Origin of the sequence: Burkholderia sp. 567, assembly GCF_040545115.1 — a bacterium.
Lineage (GTDB): Bacteria > Pseudomonadota > Gammaproteobacteria > Burkholderiales > Burkholderiaceae > Burkholderia > Burkholderia ambifaria.
Genome location: NZ_JBEPLG010000003.1, coordinates 120,416 through 138,464 on the forward strand (window position 1 = coordinate 120,416; position 18,049 = coordinate 138,464).

Below are 18,049 nucleotides of genomic sequence, written 5' to 3' on the forward strand. Positions count from 1 at the left end.
GAAAAAGGTAAAGTCAACCCATGGATACACCAACCCTGACCCGCACGCAGCGCCGAGCCGCTGAAATGCGGCGTACGCTCGTCGACATTGCGGAGGACCTCCTGATCGAAGGAGGTGTGGCTGCCGTGACGGCTGAAGAGGTCGCGCGACGCGCGGACGTTTCCCTTCAAACTGTTTACAACCGGATCGGCCGCAAACCTGCGCTGCTCATGGCCATCGCCGAGCGGGCCATGGAGGAAAACCACGCGTTCATTGACGAGGCGTATAGCGCCTCCGGTACGGCAGAGGAACGCGCATTAAGTGTGTTCAACGCGTATGTGCGCTTCGCATTCGAGCGACCTCAACAGTTTCGTATCCTCGCCAATCCACCGGATGAACCGGAAGCGATCGAACGCATCGCGTCGATGGCGCGTCAGCAGAACGCGAAATTGGAAAGCATTATTCGGGAGGGGATCGCGGCTGGCGACTTTCATGCAGACCTGGAACCTGAAAGTGCTGCCAACGCGCTGTGGGCAATGATGGATGGTGTCCTCTGCCTGGCTTTGCGAAGCGACGCCATGCGCCCAAACAATGTTGACCCGGAAAATTTGGTCCGCGAAACCTGGAAAGTGCTCGCGCGCGGTATGCAAGCTCGCTGACCCGAACAACGCTCAGCGAATGCCAGGGGACAGGTATGCGGTCGTGACAGAGAAGCACTGGCTCTTTCGACGATCAGAGACCTGTTCCGTCATGCTGCGTCGCCTCGGCGAGCAACCAGTCACGAAAGGCGACCAATCTCGGCAAGCTGGCGCACTCCGGCCGATAAACGACGTAGTAGGCCAACTCGGATGCAACGCTGATATCCGGGAATAATCGAACCAATCGTCCGCTCGCGAGATCATCTCGCGCCATGACGCTGCGTGCGAGCGCAATGCCGTGTCCCTCGATCGCAGCCTGGAGCACCGCGGCCGAATTGTTGATCTGCATGCCGCGCGTGGGAGGCGCGTTCGTCACACCGGCTTTCTTCATCCATACCTCCCAGGTCGGAAAGCCTGCGTGGCCGTCCATCGACAAGTCATGGATCAAGGTCTCGCGCACGATGTCTGCCGGTTTGCGCAGACGCCAATGCTGCCGCAGCAGTTCCGGTGAGCAGACCGGATAAACCTCCTCGTCCATCAGCTTGTCCGCCTTGAGGCCCGACCAGCTTCCCATCCCATAGCGCACCCCGATATCGATCCGCTGGGCTACGAAATCGACTGACTTATGGTTCGTATCCAGGCGCACGTCCGTGTCAGGCCATGCGGCCTGGAACCGATCGATGCGGGGGAGCAGCCACTTGGCGGCAAACGCCGGGCTGACCGTCACGGTGAGCACACCACTGGTCGAAATCTCCTGCAACCGCTCCAAACCCAGCGTCAGCCGGTCGAAACCGGCCCTGATGTCCGGCAACGCGCGTTCGGCCATCTCCGTCGGGACGAGCCTCGCTCGCCCGCTGGTGCTTCGAAGAAACAACGGCGTGCCCAACCAATCCTCGAGTGTCCGCACCAATTGCCCGACCGCTGCCGGTGTGACGTTCAGTTCCACCGCAGCCGCAGAGAAGCTCTGATGGCGAGCGCTGGCCTCAAAGGCCCGTAATGCGTTGAGATGGACGGGAGATTTCATGGAGACAAAGTTTTTCTTTCAACATCGGACACTTTATCTCGTTTGTCGGCGGATGCAAACAGGCAAAGAATTACGCCCATGTCGACGGTCAGCAGCTTCCGCCCACGACGTGGTCGCAATGCAAATACGGGAAAAAGCAGCACCCTTTTATCCGTTCGCATTGGTTCCGATGGCGGGCTGGCGGAAGCCCGGACAGTCGCCGTCTGCTGCACCGGCGGGGCATCGAAGTAGCGAGCCACCCGCGCCGTGCGAGTTTTTTCTTCTAGTCCAACACCTGCCCAGCGGCGGGTATACAACAGAGGTTTCGAGATGAGCAACCAATTCAAGGGCAAGAAACTGCTGGTCGTCGGCGGTACCAGTGGCATGGGCATGCAGTCGGCGCGCATGGTGCTGGCCGAAGGCGGCAGCGCAGTAATCGTCGGCAATCGTCCGGAGAAAACGGAAGAAGCGCGAGCGGAACTGGCCAAGCTCGGCCAAGTATGGGCAGTGACCGCAGACCTGTCCAGCGACGACGGCGTAGCGACGCTGCTCAAAACCATCGACGAACAGCACGCCGACATCGATCTGCTGGTCAATGCCGCGGGTGTGTTCTTCCCCAAGCCTTTCCTCGAGCATACCGGCGCGGATTATGACCAATACATGAAGCTGAACAAGGCGTTCTACTTCATCACGCAGAAGGTCGCCGCCAATCTGGTCGCCAACGGCAAGCCGGGCGCCATCGTCAACATCGGTTCGATGTGGGCCAAGCAGGCCATCGCAGCCACGCCGTCGTCCGCCTATTCGATGGCGAAGGCCGGTCTGCACTCGCTGACACAGCACCTCGCGATGGAACTCGCGCCCAAGCACATCCGTGTCAATGCCGTGTCGCCGGCGGTCGTTCAGACCCCCATCTACGAGGGCTTCATCCCGAAGGCCGAAGTCCACACCGCACTGCAAGGGTTCAACACGTTCCATCCGATCGGCCGCGTTGGTACGCCGCAAGACGTCGCGGAAGTCGTCGCTTTCCTGCTCTCGGACAAGGCGAGCTGGGTCACCGGCGCAATTTGGGATGTCGACGGCGGCGTGATGGCCGGCCGCAATTGAGGTACGGCGCACACGAGCGCCGCGCAGGTTCGCATTCACTTCCACTTATTAAGGATAACTGCAAATGGTCTATCTGCAAATTACGCTGAAGGTCGCCCAAGGCAATCGCGCTGCAGCTGCCGGTATTTATCAGAAATACAAGGCGCCGTTCCTCGAGACCATCGAGGGTGCGAAATCCAAGGAACTGTTGGTGCGGGACGACGATGTCCAGGTGCTGCACGGCTTCGATACCGAAGCGCATGCGAGCGCTTATCTGCAAAGCGAGTTGTTCAACGCCGACGTCGTGGGCGCCCTCAAACCGCTGCTCGATGCCGCACCCGATGTGCGCATTTACCAGACGGTGTAATTCCATGTCGCCGGGCCAATGCTGATACCCGGCGTCTCAATTCTCAACAGGAGCAAAAGCCATGATGCAAGACTGGAATTCCTACCGTGACAACCTGCTGGAACGCGTGGGCGATTATGCCAAGCAGAGCCCCGAGGTCGTGCGCGGTCTGATGACAATCGACAACGCCGCCGCGAAGACCGGCCATCTGGAAGCGAAGATGCACGAGCTGATCGCGCTGGCCGTGGCCGTGACCACGCGTTGCGACGGCTGTATTTCGGTTCACACCAAGAAGGCCGTCGAGGCCGGCGCGTCGCTGGAGGAGATCTCCGAGGCGCTCGGCGTTGCGATCGCCCTCAACGCAGGTGCTGCGCTGACCTATTCGGCACGCGTCATCGAGACCTATCAGCAATTGCCCAACAAGTAAGCAGTACGAAAATGAGCTGGCCGCTCGACGATGAGACGGCCAGCCCACATTTTTCGATCCGATGTCTGGAAGAATCCATGCTAATCAACGCCGATTTCTCGCGCCGCGCGATCGTCACGCCACACGAATACCAATGGGTCGCGTCGCCCCAAGGGGGCGTCGAACGCGTCATGCTGGATCGTGTAGGCGCAGAGAAAGCGCGAGCAACGAGTATCGTACGTTACGCCCCAGGTTCACATTTCCCGCGCCATCAGCATCCAGCCGGCGAGGAAATCCTCGTGCTCTCAGGCACTTTCTCTGACGAAGACGGCCACTATCCGGCCGGTTGGTATCTCCGCAATCCGCCCGGCTCCTGTCATCAGCCGTCGAGTCGTGAAGGCGCCACGATCTTCGTCAAGCTGCGTCAGATGCCGTTACATGAGGCGCGCCGTGTCCGCGTGGACACCCGTGATCCAGCCGCCTGGCGCAGGCAGAACGGTCGCGACGTCTGTCCACTGTTTGCCGGCGACACCGAACAAGTCTGCTTGCACCGCGTGGCGCCGAACGATGCTCTCGTCACGGCGCAGGGAGACGGTGCCGAACTACTCGTCCTGACGGGTGCCGTAGTCGCAGAGGGCGAAATTTACGGTCGCGGCAGTTGGATCCGCGTTCCAGCCGACGACTCCCTCAACGTCGTCGCTGCTTCGCAGGGAGCCACTGTTTATCTCAAGACTGGTCTTCCGGTCGCCATCGGAGCGGAAGTATAGCCATGCAAACAGCTCGCATTGCCATCATCGGCGCAGGATTAAGCGGCCTTTATGCCGCCTGGTTGCTCGAGCGCCAGGGCATCCGGGACTACGTGCTGCTGGAAGCACGCGATACGCTCGGCGGCCGGATCATCTCCGTCCCGGGCCCGGGACAGGCTTCAGCCGACGCCGATTTCACTGCGGACGCGATCGACCGCTTCGACCTTGGGCCCACCTGGTTTTGGCCCGAGTATCAGCAGGAGCTGCGACGCCTCGTCGACGCGTTGGGCCTGGAACAGTTCGAACAGTTCGAAACGGGCGACATGATGGTGGAGCGCTCACCCGATGAGCCACCCGTGCGCATGCGCGGCTATGTCAACTCGCCGGCCTCGATGCGCGTGATCGGCGGCATGAGCTCGCTAGTGGATCGCCTACGCCGGGCGCTGGATCCCCAGCGGGTTATCACCGGCCAGTCGGTGAACCGCATGCGCATCGTGGACGGGGATGTCGAGCTGGATAGTGAAGATGCTTCCGGCGGCTTCACGACGTGGCGCGTCACACAGGTATTGCTGGCGCTGCCGCCCCGCCTCGCCGAGAACACCATCGCGTTCGAGCCGGAGCTTCCACCCATGCTGGCCCGGCAATGGCGCGCTACAGCGACCTGGATGGCTCCCCACGCAAAGTACATCGCGATCTACGATACGCCGTTCTGGCGCGATCAGGGACTCTCCGGCGAAGCCCGCAGCGCGCGCGGGCCGTTGGGAGAAATTCACGACGCCTCGATGCCTGGCGGCAGCGCGGCACTGTTCGGCTTCTTCGGCGTGCCCGCCCAGGTTCGCCAGAACGTATCCGACGAAGTGCTGTGCATGCATAGCCGCGCACAGTTTGTGCGCCTGTTCGGCCCGGCGGCAGCCGCACCTCGCGCGGAATTCATCAAGGACTGGGCACAGGAACCCTATACGGCGACGTCCGCGGACCTCGTCGTTGCGAACGCGCATGCCGCCGCCCCTGTCGCGACGGTTTCCTCCGGCCCATGGAGCGGGCGCCTGACCGGTATCGCCAGCGAATGGTCACCCCACTTTCCCGGCTATCTGGCCGGAGCTGTGGAGGCAGCCGGGTTAGGTGTGCAGGCGCTCGTTTCACGCATTGCGACAGCAAACACTTCTTTGACGACCGCGTCTCACTGAGGAGATGATCATGGCGGAGCAACGTTTCGATTTTCACGGCGCGCACGGAACCCTTCTGTCCGGCCGGCTCGAAAGCCCACAGACCACGCCCCGCGGTTGGGCGATTTTCGCTCACTGCTTCACGTGCGGTAAGGACAGCGTCGCTGCGGCACGCATTGCCCGAGCGCTTGCGTTGAGCGGAATCGGCGTGCTTCGTTTCGATTTCGCTGGCTTGGGCGGTAGCGAAGGCGAGTTCGCAAATTCCACGTTCGCGGCAGATGTCGATGATCTCGTGGCGGCCGGCCGCGCCATGACCGCCTCAGGCCGCGCGCCTTCCCTGCTGATCGGTCATAGCCTCGGCGGAGCGGCCGCGTTGGCCGCCGCGGCCGATATGCCCTCGGTGCAGGCTGTCGCAACAATCGGCGCCCCTTCGAGCGTCGAACACGTTCTCGGGCTGTTCGGGCGCGATTCGCTCGCGCAAATCGAAGCAGACGGTGAAGCCGAGGTTCTGCTTGCGGGACGCCCGTTCACGTTCCGAAAGTCGTTTCTCGACGATGCGCGCCAACAAAAGCTGGAGGATCGCATTGCACGCATGCACAAGCCCCTGCTTGTGATGCATGCGCCCGGTGATCGTATTGTGGACATTCAGCATGCAACGCGAATCTTTGTCGCCGCGCACCATCCGAAGAGCTTCGTGTCGCTCGACGACGCCGACCATCTGCTGACTCGTCGGCCGGATTCGGACTACGTCGCGTCGGTGGTCGCGGCTTGGGCCGTACGCTACCTGCCCGCGGCAGCCGCCGATATACCCGATATTTCCGAGGGAGATGGTGTATTGGCCGAGGAAACAGGCAAGGGTCTGTTTCAGTTGGCCATGCGCAGCGGAAAGCATCAGTTCCTGGCCGACGAACCGGAGTCCGTTGGCGGGATGGCAAGCGGACTATCGCCTTACGAGTTCGTCTGTGCCGCGCTCGCCGCATGTACGGTCATGACCATGCGCATGTACGCGCGCCGAAAAGGCATTCCGCTCGTGCGTGCATCTACGCGTGTGACGCATAGCAAGCGCCCCGATCAGACACCCGCCGACCTGTTCGCTCGGACGATCTCGCTCGAGGGGCCGCTCGACGACGAGCAGCGGCAGAAACTCCTGGCAATTGCCGACCGGTGCCCCGTCGATTTGACGCTCGTCCGCGGCTCGGATGTCAGCACCACGCTCGAAATGGAAAGCGAAAAACTGGTGATCCAGTCGAATGATTAGGACGTTCTCCTGACAATCTACTCATATCAACGAATTGACCATGAGATTAAAGGGTAAAACCGCCTTGATTACCGGCGCAACCAGCGGCATCGGTCTGGCTACCGCCGAGTTGTTCGTGCGCGAGGGCGCGCAGGTAGCGATCACCGGTCGCGACGAGGCACGGCTGAAGCGTGCGCGCGCGAAGCTGGGCGGTGCGGTCACGACCATCCAGGCCGACGTGCGCAACAGCGAGGACATGAAGCGGATGGCTCGTCAGGTCGCGGACGCCTTTGGCGACGACGGGCTGGATGTCTTCTTCGGCAATGCCGGTGTGGCGTTCTCCACGCCGCTGCTGACCACGGATGAGGCCCGCTTTGACGAACTGCTGGCAGTCAACGTCAAGGGGCTCTTCTTCTCCATGCAAGCCGTGACACCCGTGCTGCGCGATGGGGCGTCGGTGATTCTCAATTCTGCATGGCTCAACAATGTTGGCATGGGCGGTTTCTCGGCGCTTGCAGCCACGAAGGCGGCGGTTCGCTCGTTCGCGCGCTCGTGGTCCTGCGAATTGCTGGATCGCAAGATACGGGTCAATGCCGTCAGCCCCGGCGCGGTCGATACGCCAATCTTTGAGTTGGAAGGTGCAACGCCCGCGCAGCTGGCTGAGACGAAACGCCAAATGTCCTTACGGATTCCGGCCGGCCGCATGGGAGAGCCGCTGGAAATTGCCCAGGCTGTTCTATTCCTTGCCAGCGATGATTCACGGTACATGATGGGCGCCGAAATCGTCGTCGATGGCGGATTCGCGCAGCTCTGAGAACTTGAGCCGCGCGGAGCACGCAGCTCGCGGGCCAGCTTCGAACCCGGCCCGAATGTCCGACCTCGATCGAGCATGGTCGACGCCCCATACCCGGCGTCTGGCCCTTGCCGGTGCGCTCATGCCTTCATACCTTTCGACCACACTTGGAGCAACGATCATGAAAACCGTCTACCGTGCGATGCAAATAACGCGCCCCGGCTTCCTTGAACTAGTGGAACGTCCGACACCCACACCAGGCACCGGCGAAGTGCTGATCGAAGTAGAAGCCTGCGGCATCTGCGGCGCCGACGTCGGCGACGTCGAAGGAGCCAGTACGGAAGTACAACCGCCGCGTGTGCCCGGTCACGAGGTGGTCGGACGCATCGCCGCGCTCGGCGCGCATGTTCCCTCCATCTGGAAGGTCGGTCAGCGCGTGGGGGTTGGTCGCCTGGGCGGACATTGCAACGAATGTGTCCAGTGCCGAAAGGGACACTTTCAGCTCTGCCAGAATCAACCCTTCGTCGGTGCAACATGCGACGGTGGGTATGCCGAAATGATGCTCGCACGCGCCACCGGGCTAGTTTCTATTCCGGACGAACTCGATGCCGAGGAAGCGGCGCCGATTCTCTGCGCCGGGATCGCCACGTTCAACGCGCTGAAGAAGTGCGGTGCCCAAGCTGGCGACACCGTCGTCATCCTCGGTATCGGCGGCTTGGGGCATATGGCGCTGCAATACGCGCGCCGCATGGGCTTCCGAGTCGTCGCTGTCGGACGAGGCAACGACATCGCCGATGACGCGCTCGCGCTCGGCGCACACATCTACATCGACACCGAGCAGGAAGATGCAGTGGCCAAGCTCGGCAGCATGGGCGGCGCGCAGGCCATTTTGACCACGATCGCTCATCCGGGCACCGTGTCGGCGCTGATGGGCGGCCTGGCACCGCAAGGACGGTTGGTACTGCTGGGTGCCGGCAAGGATCCGTTGCCTGTTTCGACCGGCCAAATGGTCGTGGGCGAGCGCAGCATGCTCGGCTCCATCACCGGCACGCCCTACGAAAATGAGTCGACGCTTTCGTTTAGCGTGCTGGCCGGGGTTCGTCCGAAGATCGAGGTCATGCCGCTGGAACAGGCCAACGAGGCATACCGGCGGATGAAATCGGGCGACGTCAAGTTTCGCATGGTCTTGACAACGAGTGCACACCGCAAGTGATCTCGGAATTACTTCACGTGTAATCGCTCATCTTTCGCCTTCCAGACATCATGAAATTCGACAACGTCCTGCAGACTATTGGTAATACACCGATCATCCGCATGAATCGCCTGTTTGGCGCAAACGCCAACGTATGGATCAAGTCCGAGCGAGGCAATCCGGGTGGCTCCATTAAGGATCGAATTGCGCTCGCGATGATTGAGGAGGCGGAAAGATCCGGCAAACTCAGACCGGGCGGCACCATCATCGAACCCACCAGTGGCAACACCGGGGTGGGACTGGCGCTGGTTGCCGCCGTCAAAGGTTACAAGCTGATCCTCGTGATGCCGGAAAGCATGTCCATCGAACGCCGCCGCCTCATGCTGGCGTACGGCGCAACCTTCGATCTTACGCCCAGGGAATTCGGCATGAAGGGTGCCATCGATCGCGCACGCGAACTCGCCGAAGAGACGCCCGGCGCCTGGATGCCGCAACAGTTCGAGAATCCTGTCAACGTCGCGGCACATGAGGCCACTACCGCGCAGGAGGTACTCAATGACTTTCCCGATGGGCTGGACGCCCTCATCACGGGAGTCGGCACCGGCGGCCATTTGACCGGTGTGGCCAAAGTACTCAAAGCGCGATTCCCGAATCTGAAGGTATTTGCCGTGGAGCCGTCGGCCTCGCCCGTACTCTCCGGCGGCCGCCCTGCTCCCCACACGCTTCAAGGTCTTGCCCCGGGTTTCGTACCCGGGAATCTTGACACCAGCTTGCTGGACGGCGTCATTCAAATCGACGACGGTCCAGCTCGCGATTACGCACGCCGAGCCGCACGTGACGAAGGCTTGCTGATCGGCATCTCGTCCGGTGCCACGCTAGCAGCGATTGCGCGCCAGCTACCCGAGTTGCGCAGCGGCGCTCGCGTGCTCGGTTTCGCCTACGATACCGGCGAACGCTATCTTTCCGTGGAAGGTTTCCTTCCTGTATAGATCGTTCTCCTATTTTTGTCAGCGATATGAACATCTGATAGCAGGAGCAGACGGCGTGGAGGAAATGGAAATTCGGACAGTCAATACCACCGGCAGGCGAGCATCCTGGTGGCTGGCGGGCGTGACGGCCATCGCAATGCTTGCGTTTTCGGGAAATTCACTTCTCACGCGAATGGCTTTACAGAAAACGCCCCTTGACCCGGCCACGTTCACAGCTGTAAGACTGGCAACGGGCGCGGCGACACTAACGCTCATCGTCTATTTCACCGGGAAACGACCAACCGTGTCTGTACATGGTGTGTTGTCCGGCACCTTGCTGTTCATCTACGTTGCAGCGTTCTCCTTCGCCTATCGCGGTATCGATACGGGCGCCGGCGCATTGATCCTGTTCGTTTCGGCACAATTGATGATGCTCGGCTTTGGATACGTCAAAGGCGAAAAAACCGGTCTATCGGGTGTTGCGCTGGCGGTGACAGGTCTTTTCATCTTTCTCGCGCCCTCCCATTCCGCACCACCATTGCGTTACTCGACGCTCATGCTCGGAGCGGGCATTGCGTGGGGGGCATTTTCTCTCATTGGTCGCTCGAACGGCTCACCCATCGTTGGGACGGCAAATAGCTTCCTGCTGGCACTTCCGCTGGCCGTCGTCCTGCTATGGGTGTGTCGGCATGATCTTCGAACCAGTACAGAAGGACTAACGTACGCCGCGATTTCCGGCGCCGTCACTTCGGGGCTCGGATATGTGATGTGGTACTGGGTCCGGGTTCGCACGCCAGCCATCATCGCCGGCACGGTGCAGCTTTCGGTTCCGGTGCTGAGTGCCGTCCTCGGCGTTGTCGTTCTGGGTGAAGCGCTGCCGGCGCAGAGCGCGGTGGCGGCAGTCGTCGTGCTACTCGGCGTCATGCTGACGATGAGGACGACACGCGCCACCACAAAGATGTCGATAAGGAGAAACTCCAGATGAAGCATTACGACTACATCGCGATCGGTGGCGGAAGCGGCGGCATTGCCTCCGTCAACCGCGCTGCCATGCATGGAAAGAAATGCGCGCTGATCGAGGCGAAAGAAATCGGTGGCACCTGCGTCAACGTGGGTTGTGTTCCCAAGAAAGTCATGTGGTACGCGGCGCATATTGCAGATGCGATCCGGCACTATAGTTCGGACTACGGATTCAATGCCGAAATAGAGCGATTCGACTGGGCGACCCTGGTGAAAAACCGGAGTGCGTATATCGATCGCATCCACGCATCCTATGAAACCAGTTTGGACCAGAATAAGGTCGATGTGATCGCAGGCTTCGGCCGATTCGTCGATACACGGGTCGTCGAAGTCGATGGCGAGCGAATGACCGCCGATCACATTCTCGTCGCAACGGGTTGTCGACCATCGCGCCCGGACATCCCCGGCGCGGAACACGGCATCGATTCGAACGGTTTTTTTGCATTACGAGAAATGCCTGCCCGCACAGCCATTATCGGTGGTGGCTACATCGCGGTGGAACTAGCCGGCGTGCTCAATGCGCTCGGCTCGCAGACACATCTGTTTGTAAGAAAAAATACCCCCATGCGCCACTTCGATCCATTGCTCTCCGATACGCTGGTGGAAGTGATGAAGTCTGACGGGCCGACGCTGCATACACATGCGATCCCGAAAGCGATCCACAAAAACCCGGACGGAAGCTTGACGCTGCAGCTTGAAGGTGGTGAAAGCTACACCGCGGATTGCATCGTCTGGGCGATCGGCCGCGAGCCCCATACCGATGACCTGAATATACGGGCGACAGGCGTCGCTATCGACAACCGCGGTTACGTAATCGTCGACAAATATCAGAACACCACCGTCCCCGGCATCTATGCAGTCGGCGACATCACTGGGCTCCTCGACCTCACGCCAGTCGCCGTGGCCGCTGGGCGGCGCCTGTCGGAGCGCTTGTTCAACAACAAGCCGCACGAACATCTCGACTACAACAACGTACCCACGGTGGTATTTAGCCATCCGCCGATCGGCACCGTGGGGCTAACCGAGCCCGAGGCGCGGATGAAGTACGGCGATGATGGAGTCAAGGTCTATCAGGCTACCTTCACCTCGATGTATTCAGCTGTAACCCGGCACCGGCAACCGGCTCGCATGAAGCTCGTATGCGTGGGCGAGGATGAGAAAATCGTCGGCATACATGGTATCGGATCAGGTATGGACGAAATCCTTCAAGGTTTCGCGGTCGCATTGAAGATGGGGGCAACGAAGCGAGATTTCGATAACACGGTGGCCATTCATCCAACCGCTGCGGAAGAGTTCGTGACGATGCGTTAGAGCCGGCGTGACCCGCAACGTCAGCATGACCCCTCCCAATTCAATAGCCAAAGGACTTTGATGAATACTGCGAAAAAAGATGGGCTCACTACCACCATCGTCCATCGAGATCGCCGAATCGGTATGGAGCACGGCGCGCTGAGGGCGCCGGTTCATACGTCAGCTCAGTATGGCTTCGAGAACGTCGAGGATCTGATCGGCATTTTTCAAGGAACGAAGAAAGGCAGCTTCAACTACTCGCGTCAGGGCACACCGACTACTGCCCTGCTCGAGGCCAAGATCAATGAACTCGAAGGTGGCGTAGGAACCGTGTGTTTCGCCACCGGCATGGCCGCTATCGCCGCAGTGTTCATGACGCTACTTCGTGCGGGTGACCACCTTGTTGCAAGTCGCCATATATTTGGCAACACGAATAGCCTGCTCGGAACGTTACAGCAGCTGGGAATTTCCGTGTCCATGGTGGATATGACATCTACCCATGCATTGGCCGATGCAATCACGCCTGCGACGAAGATGGTTTTCGTCGAAACGATCGCCAATCCGGGAACGCAAATCGCGGACTTATCCGGCATCGGGATGCTATGCGCGAAACACGGGCTCATCTACGTCATCGACAATACCATTACATCGCCCGCGCTATTCAAGCCCGCAAGTGTGGGAGCCAGCCTTGTGATCAACTCGCTCAGTAAAACCCTTTCAGGCCACGGCACGGCCCTGGGAGGGGCCGTAACGGATCCAGGGCAATTCGATTGGAGCAGCTACGTCAATATCGCGCACGAGTATCGCAGCGCGCCGCCGCAGCAACAGGGATTGCGCCAGATCCGCAAGAAGGCACTCCGTGACATGGGCGCAGCCCTGTCGTCGCAGCATGCAAACCTGATTTCGATCGGTATGGAAACGTTGGCGCTGCGAATCCGTCAAAGTAGCGAAAGTGCGCAGGCGCTCGCCGAATATCTCTCGTCGCACCCTGCGATTGCAAGAGTGAACTATCCCGGATTATCAGACCATCCTCAACACGCACGTGCCGCGGCGCTCTTTAGCGCGAATGCGTGGCTGATGTCGTTTGAACTGCGCGACGCCGGCAGCACAAACGCCTTCCTCAATGCATTGCAAATCCCGATCAAGGCGACCGGATTGGGCGACACTCGAACACTTGTCATTCCCGTGGCATCGACGATCTTCTGGGAAGCCGGGCCTGCGAAGCGCAAGGAGATGGACATTCCCGATGGTCTTGTACGAGTATCCGTCGGGTTGGAGGAAGTCACGGATCTGATCGCGGACTTCGCTCGTGCTCTCGAGTCGATGTCCTCACGATAAGACGTGGACGTGAACCTGCTACGCAAGTGGATCCGAGATTCCGAGCGCGAGCGCAGCGGCGCTGCAGCGAGCAAGGCGATTGAGAGCCAAGCTCCGGCATTCGTGCCTGTGGTTCAGCTTGGCCTCATGTCTTCTCGAACAAGCTGGTGATTGACGCGCGCAGCCACTTGATTTCCTGGTCCTGGCGGCTTCTTTCGTGCCAATGTAAGCGGATATCGAACGTGGGAAGCTCCAGCGGAGTTGGAACGATGTGGAGCGCGCTTGGATCTCGAAAGGACATCACGGCGACCTCCGGTACGGTCAGCAGATAGTCGCTGCTTCCCAGGATGCGTTCAGCGGCCAGGAAGTGGGGCATCGTGAGGCTGATGCGTCTCTGCATGCCCTTCGATCGCATCACGCTTTCCACCAACGAATGCCCGCTACTTGTGGCGTCGATGGCCATATGCTCGGCCGCTGCGAACGCGGCCAGATCCAGCGCGCGTTTGGCCAGTGGATGTCTCCTCCGCATGGCCGTGACATAGCGTTCCTTGCGCAGCACGCGCGAAGAGACCCGCCCCTTGATCATCGGCAGCGAGCCGATCGCCACGTCCACCTCTCCGGCGCTGAGCCCCGCTTCCAGCGCCTCCCAGGCAAGGTTCTTGATTTGCAGTCGAATGCCTGGCGCATGCTGCGCCAGGAAGCTGTTGAGGCCCGGCAAGAACACCAATTGCCCGATGTCACTCATGCGGAGGCGGAACACACGTTCGGACGTCTTCGGGTCGAATCCACGCGAATTGGCCAACGCCAGCGACATGCCTTCCAGCAACGGATGGAGCTTGTCCCTCAGCGCCATCGCGGCATCGGTTGGCGTTACGCCATAGCGGGTTCGCACGAAAAGAGTGGTGCCAAGCGCCAATCGCCATCGCTGGACCATGAGAGAAACCGCCGATTGACTCATCTCCAGACGGAGGGCGACCTGAGTCAGATTCCGGCATTCACAGACGAGGCAAAACGCTCGAAGTTCCGCCAACGTCCAGTTATGAGTTCCACCAATATTAGATAGCACCGTGACGCACCCACTGGAGCCAATGTTGAGTCCTATTATATCCATGGCTCATATCACAGGTACTCCGGGGACAACCCTCCCGCCGGCCGGTTTCGGTGGAACGGGATGCCCGTGGCGACGTTTCGGATGCAAGAGACATTGCCCCCCATGAGCCCGCGAAGCAGACCGACGCAACAAAGGAAATCACCCATGAGCAAAAACGAAATCATCTGGTTTGACGGCAAATGGAGCGACTCGGGCGTTCCCATGATCGGTGCTGCGGATCACGCGTTCTGGATGGCCTCGACGGTTTTCGACGGTGCGCGGGCGATCAACGGGCATCTGCCTGATTTATCGGCGCATAGCCAACGCGTCATCAATTCCGCGCTCACGATGGGCATGGAGCCCAAGATCGACCTCCAGGAAATCGAGCGGCTGGTGCACGAAGGCATGAGTCATCTGACCAATCAGGACACTGACTACTACATCAAGATGCTGTTCTTCTGTCCCGGTGGCTTCCTACTGCCCGATGCCGAAACCACCACCTTCGCACTACACATCTTCGAGGCGCCGTTGCCGGAAGACAAAGGCTTCAGTGCCACGTTCAGCGAGTTCCGCCGGCCTGCCCCTTCCATGGCCCCCACGGAGGCAAAGGCGTCCTGCTTGTATCCAAACACACAGCGCATCATTCGAGACGCAATAGCCCGGGGGTTCGAGAACGCGGTGGTACTGGACTCGGATGGCAACGTGGCGGAGTTCGCCGTCGCCAACCTGTGGATCGTGCGCGACGGCGTGGCCCTCACGCCCACACCCAATGGCAGCTTTCTGAATGGCATCACACGCCAGCGCGTCATGGCGTTGCTTCGCGATGACGGCATCACCGTGCGCGAGACACAACTGACCCCGTCGGAGGTCATGGAGGCTGACGAGGTGTTCAGCACGGGCAACCACGGCAAGGTGCTTCACTGCAATCGCGTTGAAGACCGCAGCCTGCCTTATGGACCGATCGCCCAGCGTGCGCGCGAACTCTACATGGCCTATGCGCACACCTGCTGATCACGCGAGCACTCTACATTCAACTGGACTATAGAAGGAGCCCATTGTGCCTGCCTATCTGATCGCACGTGTCAAGGTCGACGACCCCGAAATCTATTCCGGCTATACGGCATTGAGCCCCGCCGTCATCGAAGCCCATGGCGGGCGCTTTCTTTCACGCGGCCAGGCGCCGATGACGTTGGAGGGCCCGGAGGAGCAACGCCGAATGGTCCTCGTGGAATTCCCGGACATGGATCATGCACGTGCATTCTACGAGTCACCCGAGTATCAAACCGCCAAGGCGATTCGCTTACCGGTGTCGCAAGCCGAGTTCGTGGTGGTGCCGGGAATTGCGCTGTAATCCTTAATAATGGAGCATTGAAATGGATCTTGGAATCGTCGGCCGTCGGGCAGTGGTGTGCGGCGCATCAACGGGATTGGGATTTTCCTGCGCCAGGGCGCTGGCAGCCGAGGGCGCGCACGTGACCCTTGTGTCGAGAAGCGAAGAGAATTTGCGACGTGCCGCCGAGCAGGTGTCGCCGCACGCGACATCGGGTGTGGAGTGGCTGGTGGCGGATCTGTCGAAACCCGCCGGGCGCACAGCATTGCTGGACGTCTGCCAGAGCACGGATATCCTGGTGACAAATGCCGGCGGGCCACCGGCTGTGTCGTACATGGAGCTGGACGCTGCCAAATGGCACGAGGCGCTGGAGCTGAATTTTCTTTCTGCCGTTGACCTGATCCAAGGTGTGTTGCCAGGGATGATCGAACGCCGCTTTGGCCGCATCGTGAACATTACCTCGGTAACGGTGCGCACGCCGCTAGAAAAGATGGAGTTGTCCACTTCGCCGCGAATGGCCCTCACGGGCTATGTTGCCGGCGTGTCAAGGCAGGTCGCGCCGTTCAACGTGACGATCAACAATCTGCTTCCCGGCGCGATCCTGACCGACCGCCTTCGCGAGCTGCGCGCCGTGGCCGACGCCATGATCGAAAGCGTGCCCGCGGGCCGAGCCGGAACGCCTCAGGAATTTGCCGCGGCGTGTGCCTTCCTGTGCAGCGAGGCTGCGGGATACATCGTTGGACAGAACCTCTGCGTAGATGGAGGCTTGGTGAGAAGCACCGTGTAGCGCGTCTCTATCGAGTTTCATGCCGACCGGAAGTGACGCAATTTCCAGTGCAGTAAGTATATTGGGACCGCGCGGCCGGACCTTGACGTAGGTAGCACCACCACCCCTCACGGGCATTGCGTCGTCGAGCAACGAGGGGCGCCACGGAACTCACGATACGTATCAGCGCCTATAAGCCGTCCCGCCAGCGGCGGGACGGTCTGCCGCGAAAGGCGCCGGGTCGGAATGTATTCCCTCACACAACGATGACTATCTGACAGCGTTGGGATCAGCGCGCCAAACACCATCTGCATCGCGTCACCCTGTACGGTGTCAGTCAATGGCGAGCTTCGTGGCACAGTGCTCAATGACCGAAATAAGTTGAATGCTCGGCCGTGCTAGTGACGGCGCCGCGGCCCAACTGTGTCCCGTAATCGCTGTTGCTGCTGTTGCTGCTGTTGCCGAGTTTCTGCCGTTCGGTCGCACCGCCGCTGTTGTCTCGAATTCGGTTCAATGCCGCCTGCAAATTGTCCGGGTAATGCGGGTCGTTGGGACGGCTTGGCGAATAGCCAGCCTTCTGAAGCGCTGCCAACTCGGCACGTACTTGCGCGCGAGTTACGGTGCTTTCGCTAGCGAAAGCCGGGGTAGCAACATAGGCGGATAGCGCCACAAGCATGGCTACGATCGAATGGGATTTCATTGTTCACCTCAACAAATGGAAAGAGAGAATGCGAAACGGGCTTGGGGCGCATCGGCGCCGCATCTCTGCTTCGCGAACTCAAGATCACCGCCGATAAGAAGAAAAGCTATTGCAGGCGACCCGTCGGGGTCAGTGCCAGCTTCCCGGATTACTCGGCGGCTGCGTTCGAGCTGAAGTGAATTTTTCGCTGATTTGCTCTCCGCGACAAACGAGATAAAGTGTCTTCATTTGAAATAAAATCTTTCTCGCCCCTGCGCCGGATCCTCGTGTCCATACAGGTGCCCGAGCGGCAGGCGGTGCCATCAACTTCCGTAGCGAGGGGAACGTCATATCCGCTGCGGATGCGGCATGTTCAGCGCAGTCCCGGCGCACGGAGGCGACTCGTCGCCAACGAAGGGTATGCGGTCAATAACTGACGCCCTTTCCAAGAGGGTCGGGAGGTCAGAAGCTAGGTGTCCGCGTGGACACCTGCACTCAGACCTTAATGACAGAGCAGCCGAATCTTCGAAACAGACTGGTAGTTGGCCGGAAGCGAGACGGTCGATGCGAATTCGACGAGGCAGCACGGCAGGAATTGGTCGAGCTGTGTTTGAAGCCTGACGTCCCGTTATTCCTCACCCGAGTCGCCGCCTGCTACGTCGAGAACGGCAGCTGGCCGATCTCGAACAACCCTTGCGAGAATGCGATCCGACCGTTCGTCGTCGGCCGCAAGGGCTGGCTGCTCTCTGATACGGTCGCCGGCGCGCAGGCCAGTGCTAACCTGTACTCCCTCGTCGAGACGTGCCACGCAAACGGTGTCGAGCCGTATCGCTATCTGGTCTCGCTGTTTAGGGCGTCACCGAAGGCAAAAAACTCTCAGCGACTACGAAGATCTTTTACCTTGGAGCACTGTGCGTGATGAAGTCATCGGACATTCTCATTCGTGAATCGCGATCATCGGATCACGCAACAATCGCATTCTTGCTGCAGCAACTCGGCT

At 60.1% G+C, this 18,049-nt stretch carries 20 protein-coding genes and 1 pseudogene; 17 read left to right on the forward strand and 4 right to left on the reverse strand.

All coding sequences use genetic code 11. The features are described 5' to 3' along the window. The first annotated feature begins 20 nt into the window (after positions 1-20). On the forward strand, positions 21-638 hold the full coding sequence (locus ABIC50_RS11050) for a TetR/AcrR family transcriptional regulator (RefSeq protein ID WP_354163786.1): 618 nt from the start codon (positions 21-23) through the stop codon (positions 636-638). 73 nt (positions 639-711) lie between these two features. Here the strand turns inward: ABIC50_RS11050 and gcvA are convergent, their stop codons facing one another. Together gcvA and ABIC50_RS11060 are read right to left on the reverse strand one after the other, a co-directional pair. Next, on the reverse strand, positions 712-1,641 hold the full coding sequence (gene gcvA / locus ABIC50_RS11055; RefSeq protein ID WP_175700810.1) for a transcriptional regulator GcvA: 930 nt from the start codon (positions 1,639-1,641) through the stop codon (positions 712-714). Then, on the reverse strand, positions 1,638-1,937 hold the full coding sequence (locus ABIC50_RS11060; RefSeq protein WP_354163788.1) for a hypothetical protein: 300 nt from the start codon (positions 1,935-1,937) through the stop codon (positions 1,638-1,640). Before ABIC50_RS11060 ends, gcvA begins: the two co-directional genes overlap by 4 nt. Positions 1,938-1,950: 13 nt before the next feature. Here ABIC50_RS11060 and ABIC50_RS11065 point away from each other — a divergent pair, with 13 nt between their 5' ends. The 12 genes from ABIC50_RS11065 (at position 1,951) to ABIC50_RS11120 (ending at position 13,205) form a co-directional block, all read left to right on the forward strand. After that, positions 1,951-2,724: an SDR family NAD(P)-dependent oxidoreductase gene (locus ABIC50_RS11065; RefSeq protein ID WP_011661318.1), complete on the forward strand. Its 774-nt coding sequence runs from the start codon at positions 1,951-1,953 to the stop codon at positions 2,722-2,724. A gap of 64 nt (positions 2,725-2,788) precedes the next feature. Next, positions 2,789-3,070: a hypothetical protein gene (locus tag ABIC50_RS11070; RefSeq protein ID WP_012372478.1), complete on the forward strand. Its 282-nt coding sequence runs from the start codon at positions 2,789-2,791 to the stop codon at positions 3,068-3,070. Between the two features lie 61 nt (positions 3,071-3,131). Next, positions 3,132-3,476, forward strand: a complete 345-nt coding sequence (locus ABIC50_RS11075; RefSeq protein ID WP_011661316.1) for a carboxymuconolactone decarboxylase family protein — start codon at positions 3,132-3,134, stop codon at positions 3,474-3,476. 77 nt (positions 3,477-3,553) lie between these two features. Then, positions 3,554-4,222, forward strand: a complete 669-nt coding sequence (locus ABIC50_RS11080; protein ID WP_354164453.1) for a cupin domain-containing protein — start codon at positions 3,554-3,556, stop codon at positions 4,220-4,222. 2 nt (positions 4,223-4,224) lie between these two features. Beyond that, positions 4,225-5,388, forward strand: a complete 1,164-nt coding sequence (locus ABIC50_RS11085) for a flavin monoamine oxidase family protein (RefSeq protein ID WP_354163790.1) — start codon at positions 4,225-4,227, stop codon at positions 5,386-5,388. A gap of 10 nt (positions 5,389-5,398) precedes the next feature. Further along, the gene (locus ABIC50_RS11090) at positions 5,399-6,625 is read left to right on the forward strand and encodes a bifunctional alpha/beta hydrolase/OsmC family protein (RefSeq protein WP_354163792.1); all 1,227 of its coding nucleotides are present in this window, start codon (positions 5,399-5,401) and stop codon (positions 6,623-6,625) included. A 40-nt stretch (positions 6,626-6,665) separates the two neighbouring features. After that, positions 6,666-7,418 carry an SDR family oxidoreductase gene (locus tag ABIC50_RS11095; RefSeq protein WP_175734262.1) on the forward strand — a complete coding sequence of 251 codons (753 nt, stop codon included), beginning with the start codon at positions 6,666-6,668 and terminating at the stop codon, positions 7,416-7,418. 160 nt (positions 7,419-7,578) lie between these two features. Continuing rightward, complete coding sequence (locus ABIC50_RS11100; protein WP_354163794.1) at positions 7,579-8,610, forward strand: alcohol dehydrogenase; 1,032 nt, start codon at positions 7,579-7,581, stop codon at positions 8,608-8,610. Between the two features lie 50 nt (positions 8,611-8,660). Beyond that, on the forward strand, positions 8,661-9,578 hold the full coding sequence (gene cysK / locus ABIC50_RS11105; protein ID WP_354163796.1) for a cysteine synthase A: 918 nt from the start codon (positions 8,661-8,663) through the stop codon (positions 9,576-9,578). 64 nt (positions 9,579-9,642) lie between these two features. Next, positions 9,643-10,542 carry a DMT family transporter gene (locus tag ABIC50_RS11110; RefSeq protein WP_354164455.1) on the forward strand — a complete coding sequence of 300 codons (900 nt, stop codon included), beginning with the start codon at positions 9,643-9,645 and terminating at the stop codon, positions 10,540-10,542. After that, entirely contained in the window at positions 10,539-11,888 is a 1,350-nt protein-coding gene (gene gorA, locus ABIC50_RS11115; protein WP_354163798.1) for a glutathione-disulfide reductase, read from the forward strand. The genes ABIC50_RS11110 and gorA overlap by 4 nt, the downstream gene beginning before the upstream one ends. A gap of 60 nt (positions 11,889-11,948) precedes the next feature. Then, positions 11,949-13,205 carry a cystathionine gamma-synthase family protein gene (locus tag ABIC50_RS11120; RefSeq protein ID WP_354163800.1) on the forward strand — a complete coding sequence of 419 codons (1,257 nt, stop codon included), beginning with the start codon at positions 11,949-11,951 and terminating at the stop codon, positions 13,203-13,205. 124 nt (positions 13,206-13,329) lie between these two features. Here the strand turns inward: ABIC50_RS11120 and ABIC50_RS11125 are convergent, their stop codons facing one another. Continuing rightward, positions 13,330-14,295, reverse strand: a complete 966-nt coding sequence (locus ABIC50_RS11125; RefSeq protein ID WP_354163802.1) for a LysR family transcriptional regulator — start codon at positions 14,293-14,295, stop codon at positions 13,330-13,332. 144 nt (positions 14,296-14,439) lie between these two features. On the opposite strand from ABIC50_RS11125, the gene ABIC50_RS11130 reads away from it, so the two are divergent. From ABIC50_RS11130 to ABIC50_RS11140, 3 genes are read left to right on the forward strand one after another with little or no spacing between them, the layout of a single operon-like run. After that, positions 14,440-15,285: a branched-chain amino acid aminotransferase gene (locus tag ABIC50_RS11130; protein WP_354163804.1), complete on the forward strand. Its 846-nt coding sequence runs from the start codon at positions 14,440-14,442 to the stop codon at positions 15,283-15,285. A 46-nt stretch (positions 15,286-15,331) separates the two neighbouring features. Continuing rightward, positions 15,332-15,625 (forward strand): DUF1330 domain-containing protein, encoded by a 294-nt coding sequence (locus tag ABIC50_RS11135; protein ID WP_105834179.1) that lies wholly within the window; start codon positions 15,332-15,334, stop codon positions 15,623-15,625. 22 nt (positions 15,626-15,647) lie between these two features. Further along, on the forward strand, positions 15,648-16,391 hold the full coding sequence (locus tag ABIC50_RS11140; RefSeq protein ID WP_354163806.1) for an SDR family oxidoreductase: 744 nt from the start codon (positions 15,648-15,650) through the stop codon (positions 16,389-16,391). A gap of 343 nt (positions 16,392-16,734) precedes the next feature. On the opposite strand, the gene ABIC50_RS11145 is transcribed toward ABIC50_RS11140, so the two are convergent. Continuing rightward, a complete protein-coding gene (locus tag ABIC50_RS11145; RefSeq protein WP_354163808.1) occupies positions 16,735-17,070 on the reverse strand; it encodes a DUF4148 domain-containing protein in 336 nt (111 codons plus the stop codon). Positions 17,071-17,704: 634 nt separating this feature from the next. Between ABIC50_RS11145 and ABIC50_RS33980 the strand changes: the two are divergent. Beyond that, positions 17,705-17,996, forward strand: a pseudogene (locus ABIC50_RS33980) (transposase domain-containing protein); the annotation flags it as partial. Between the last annotated feature and the right edge of the window lie 53 nt (positions 17,997-18,049).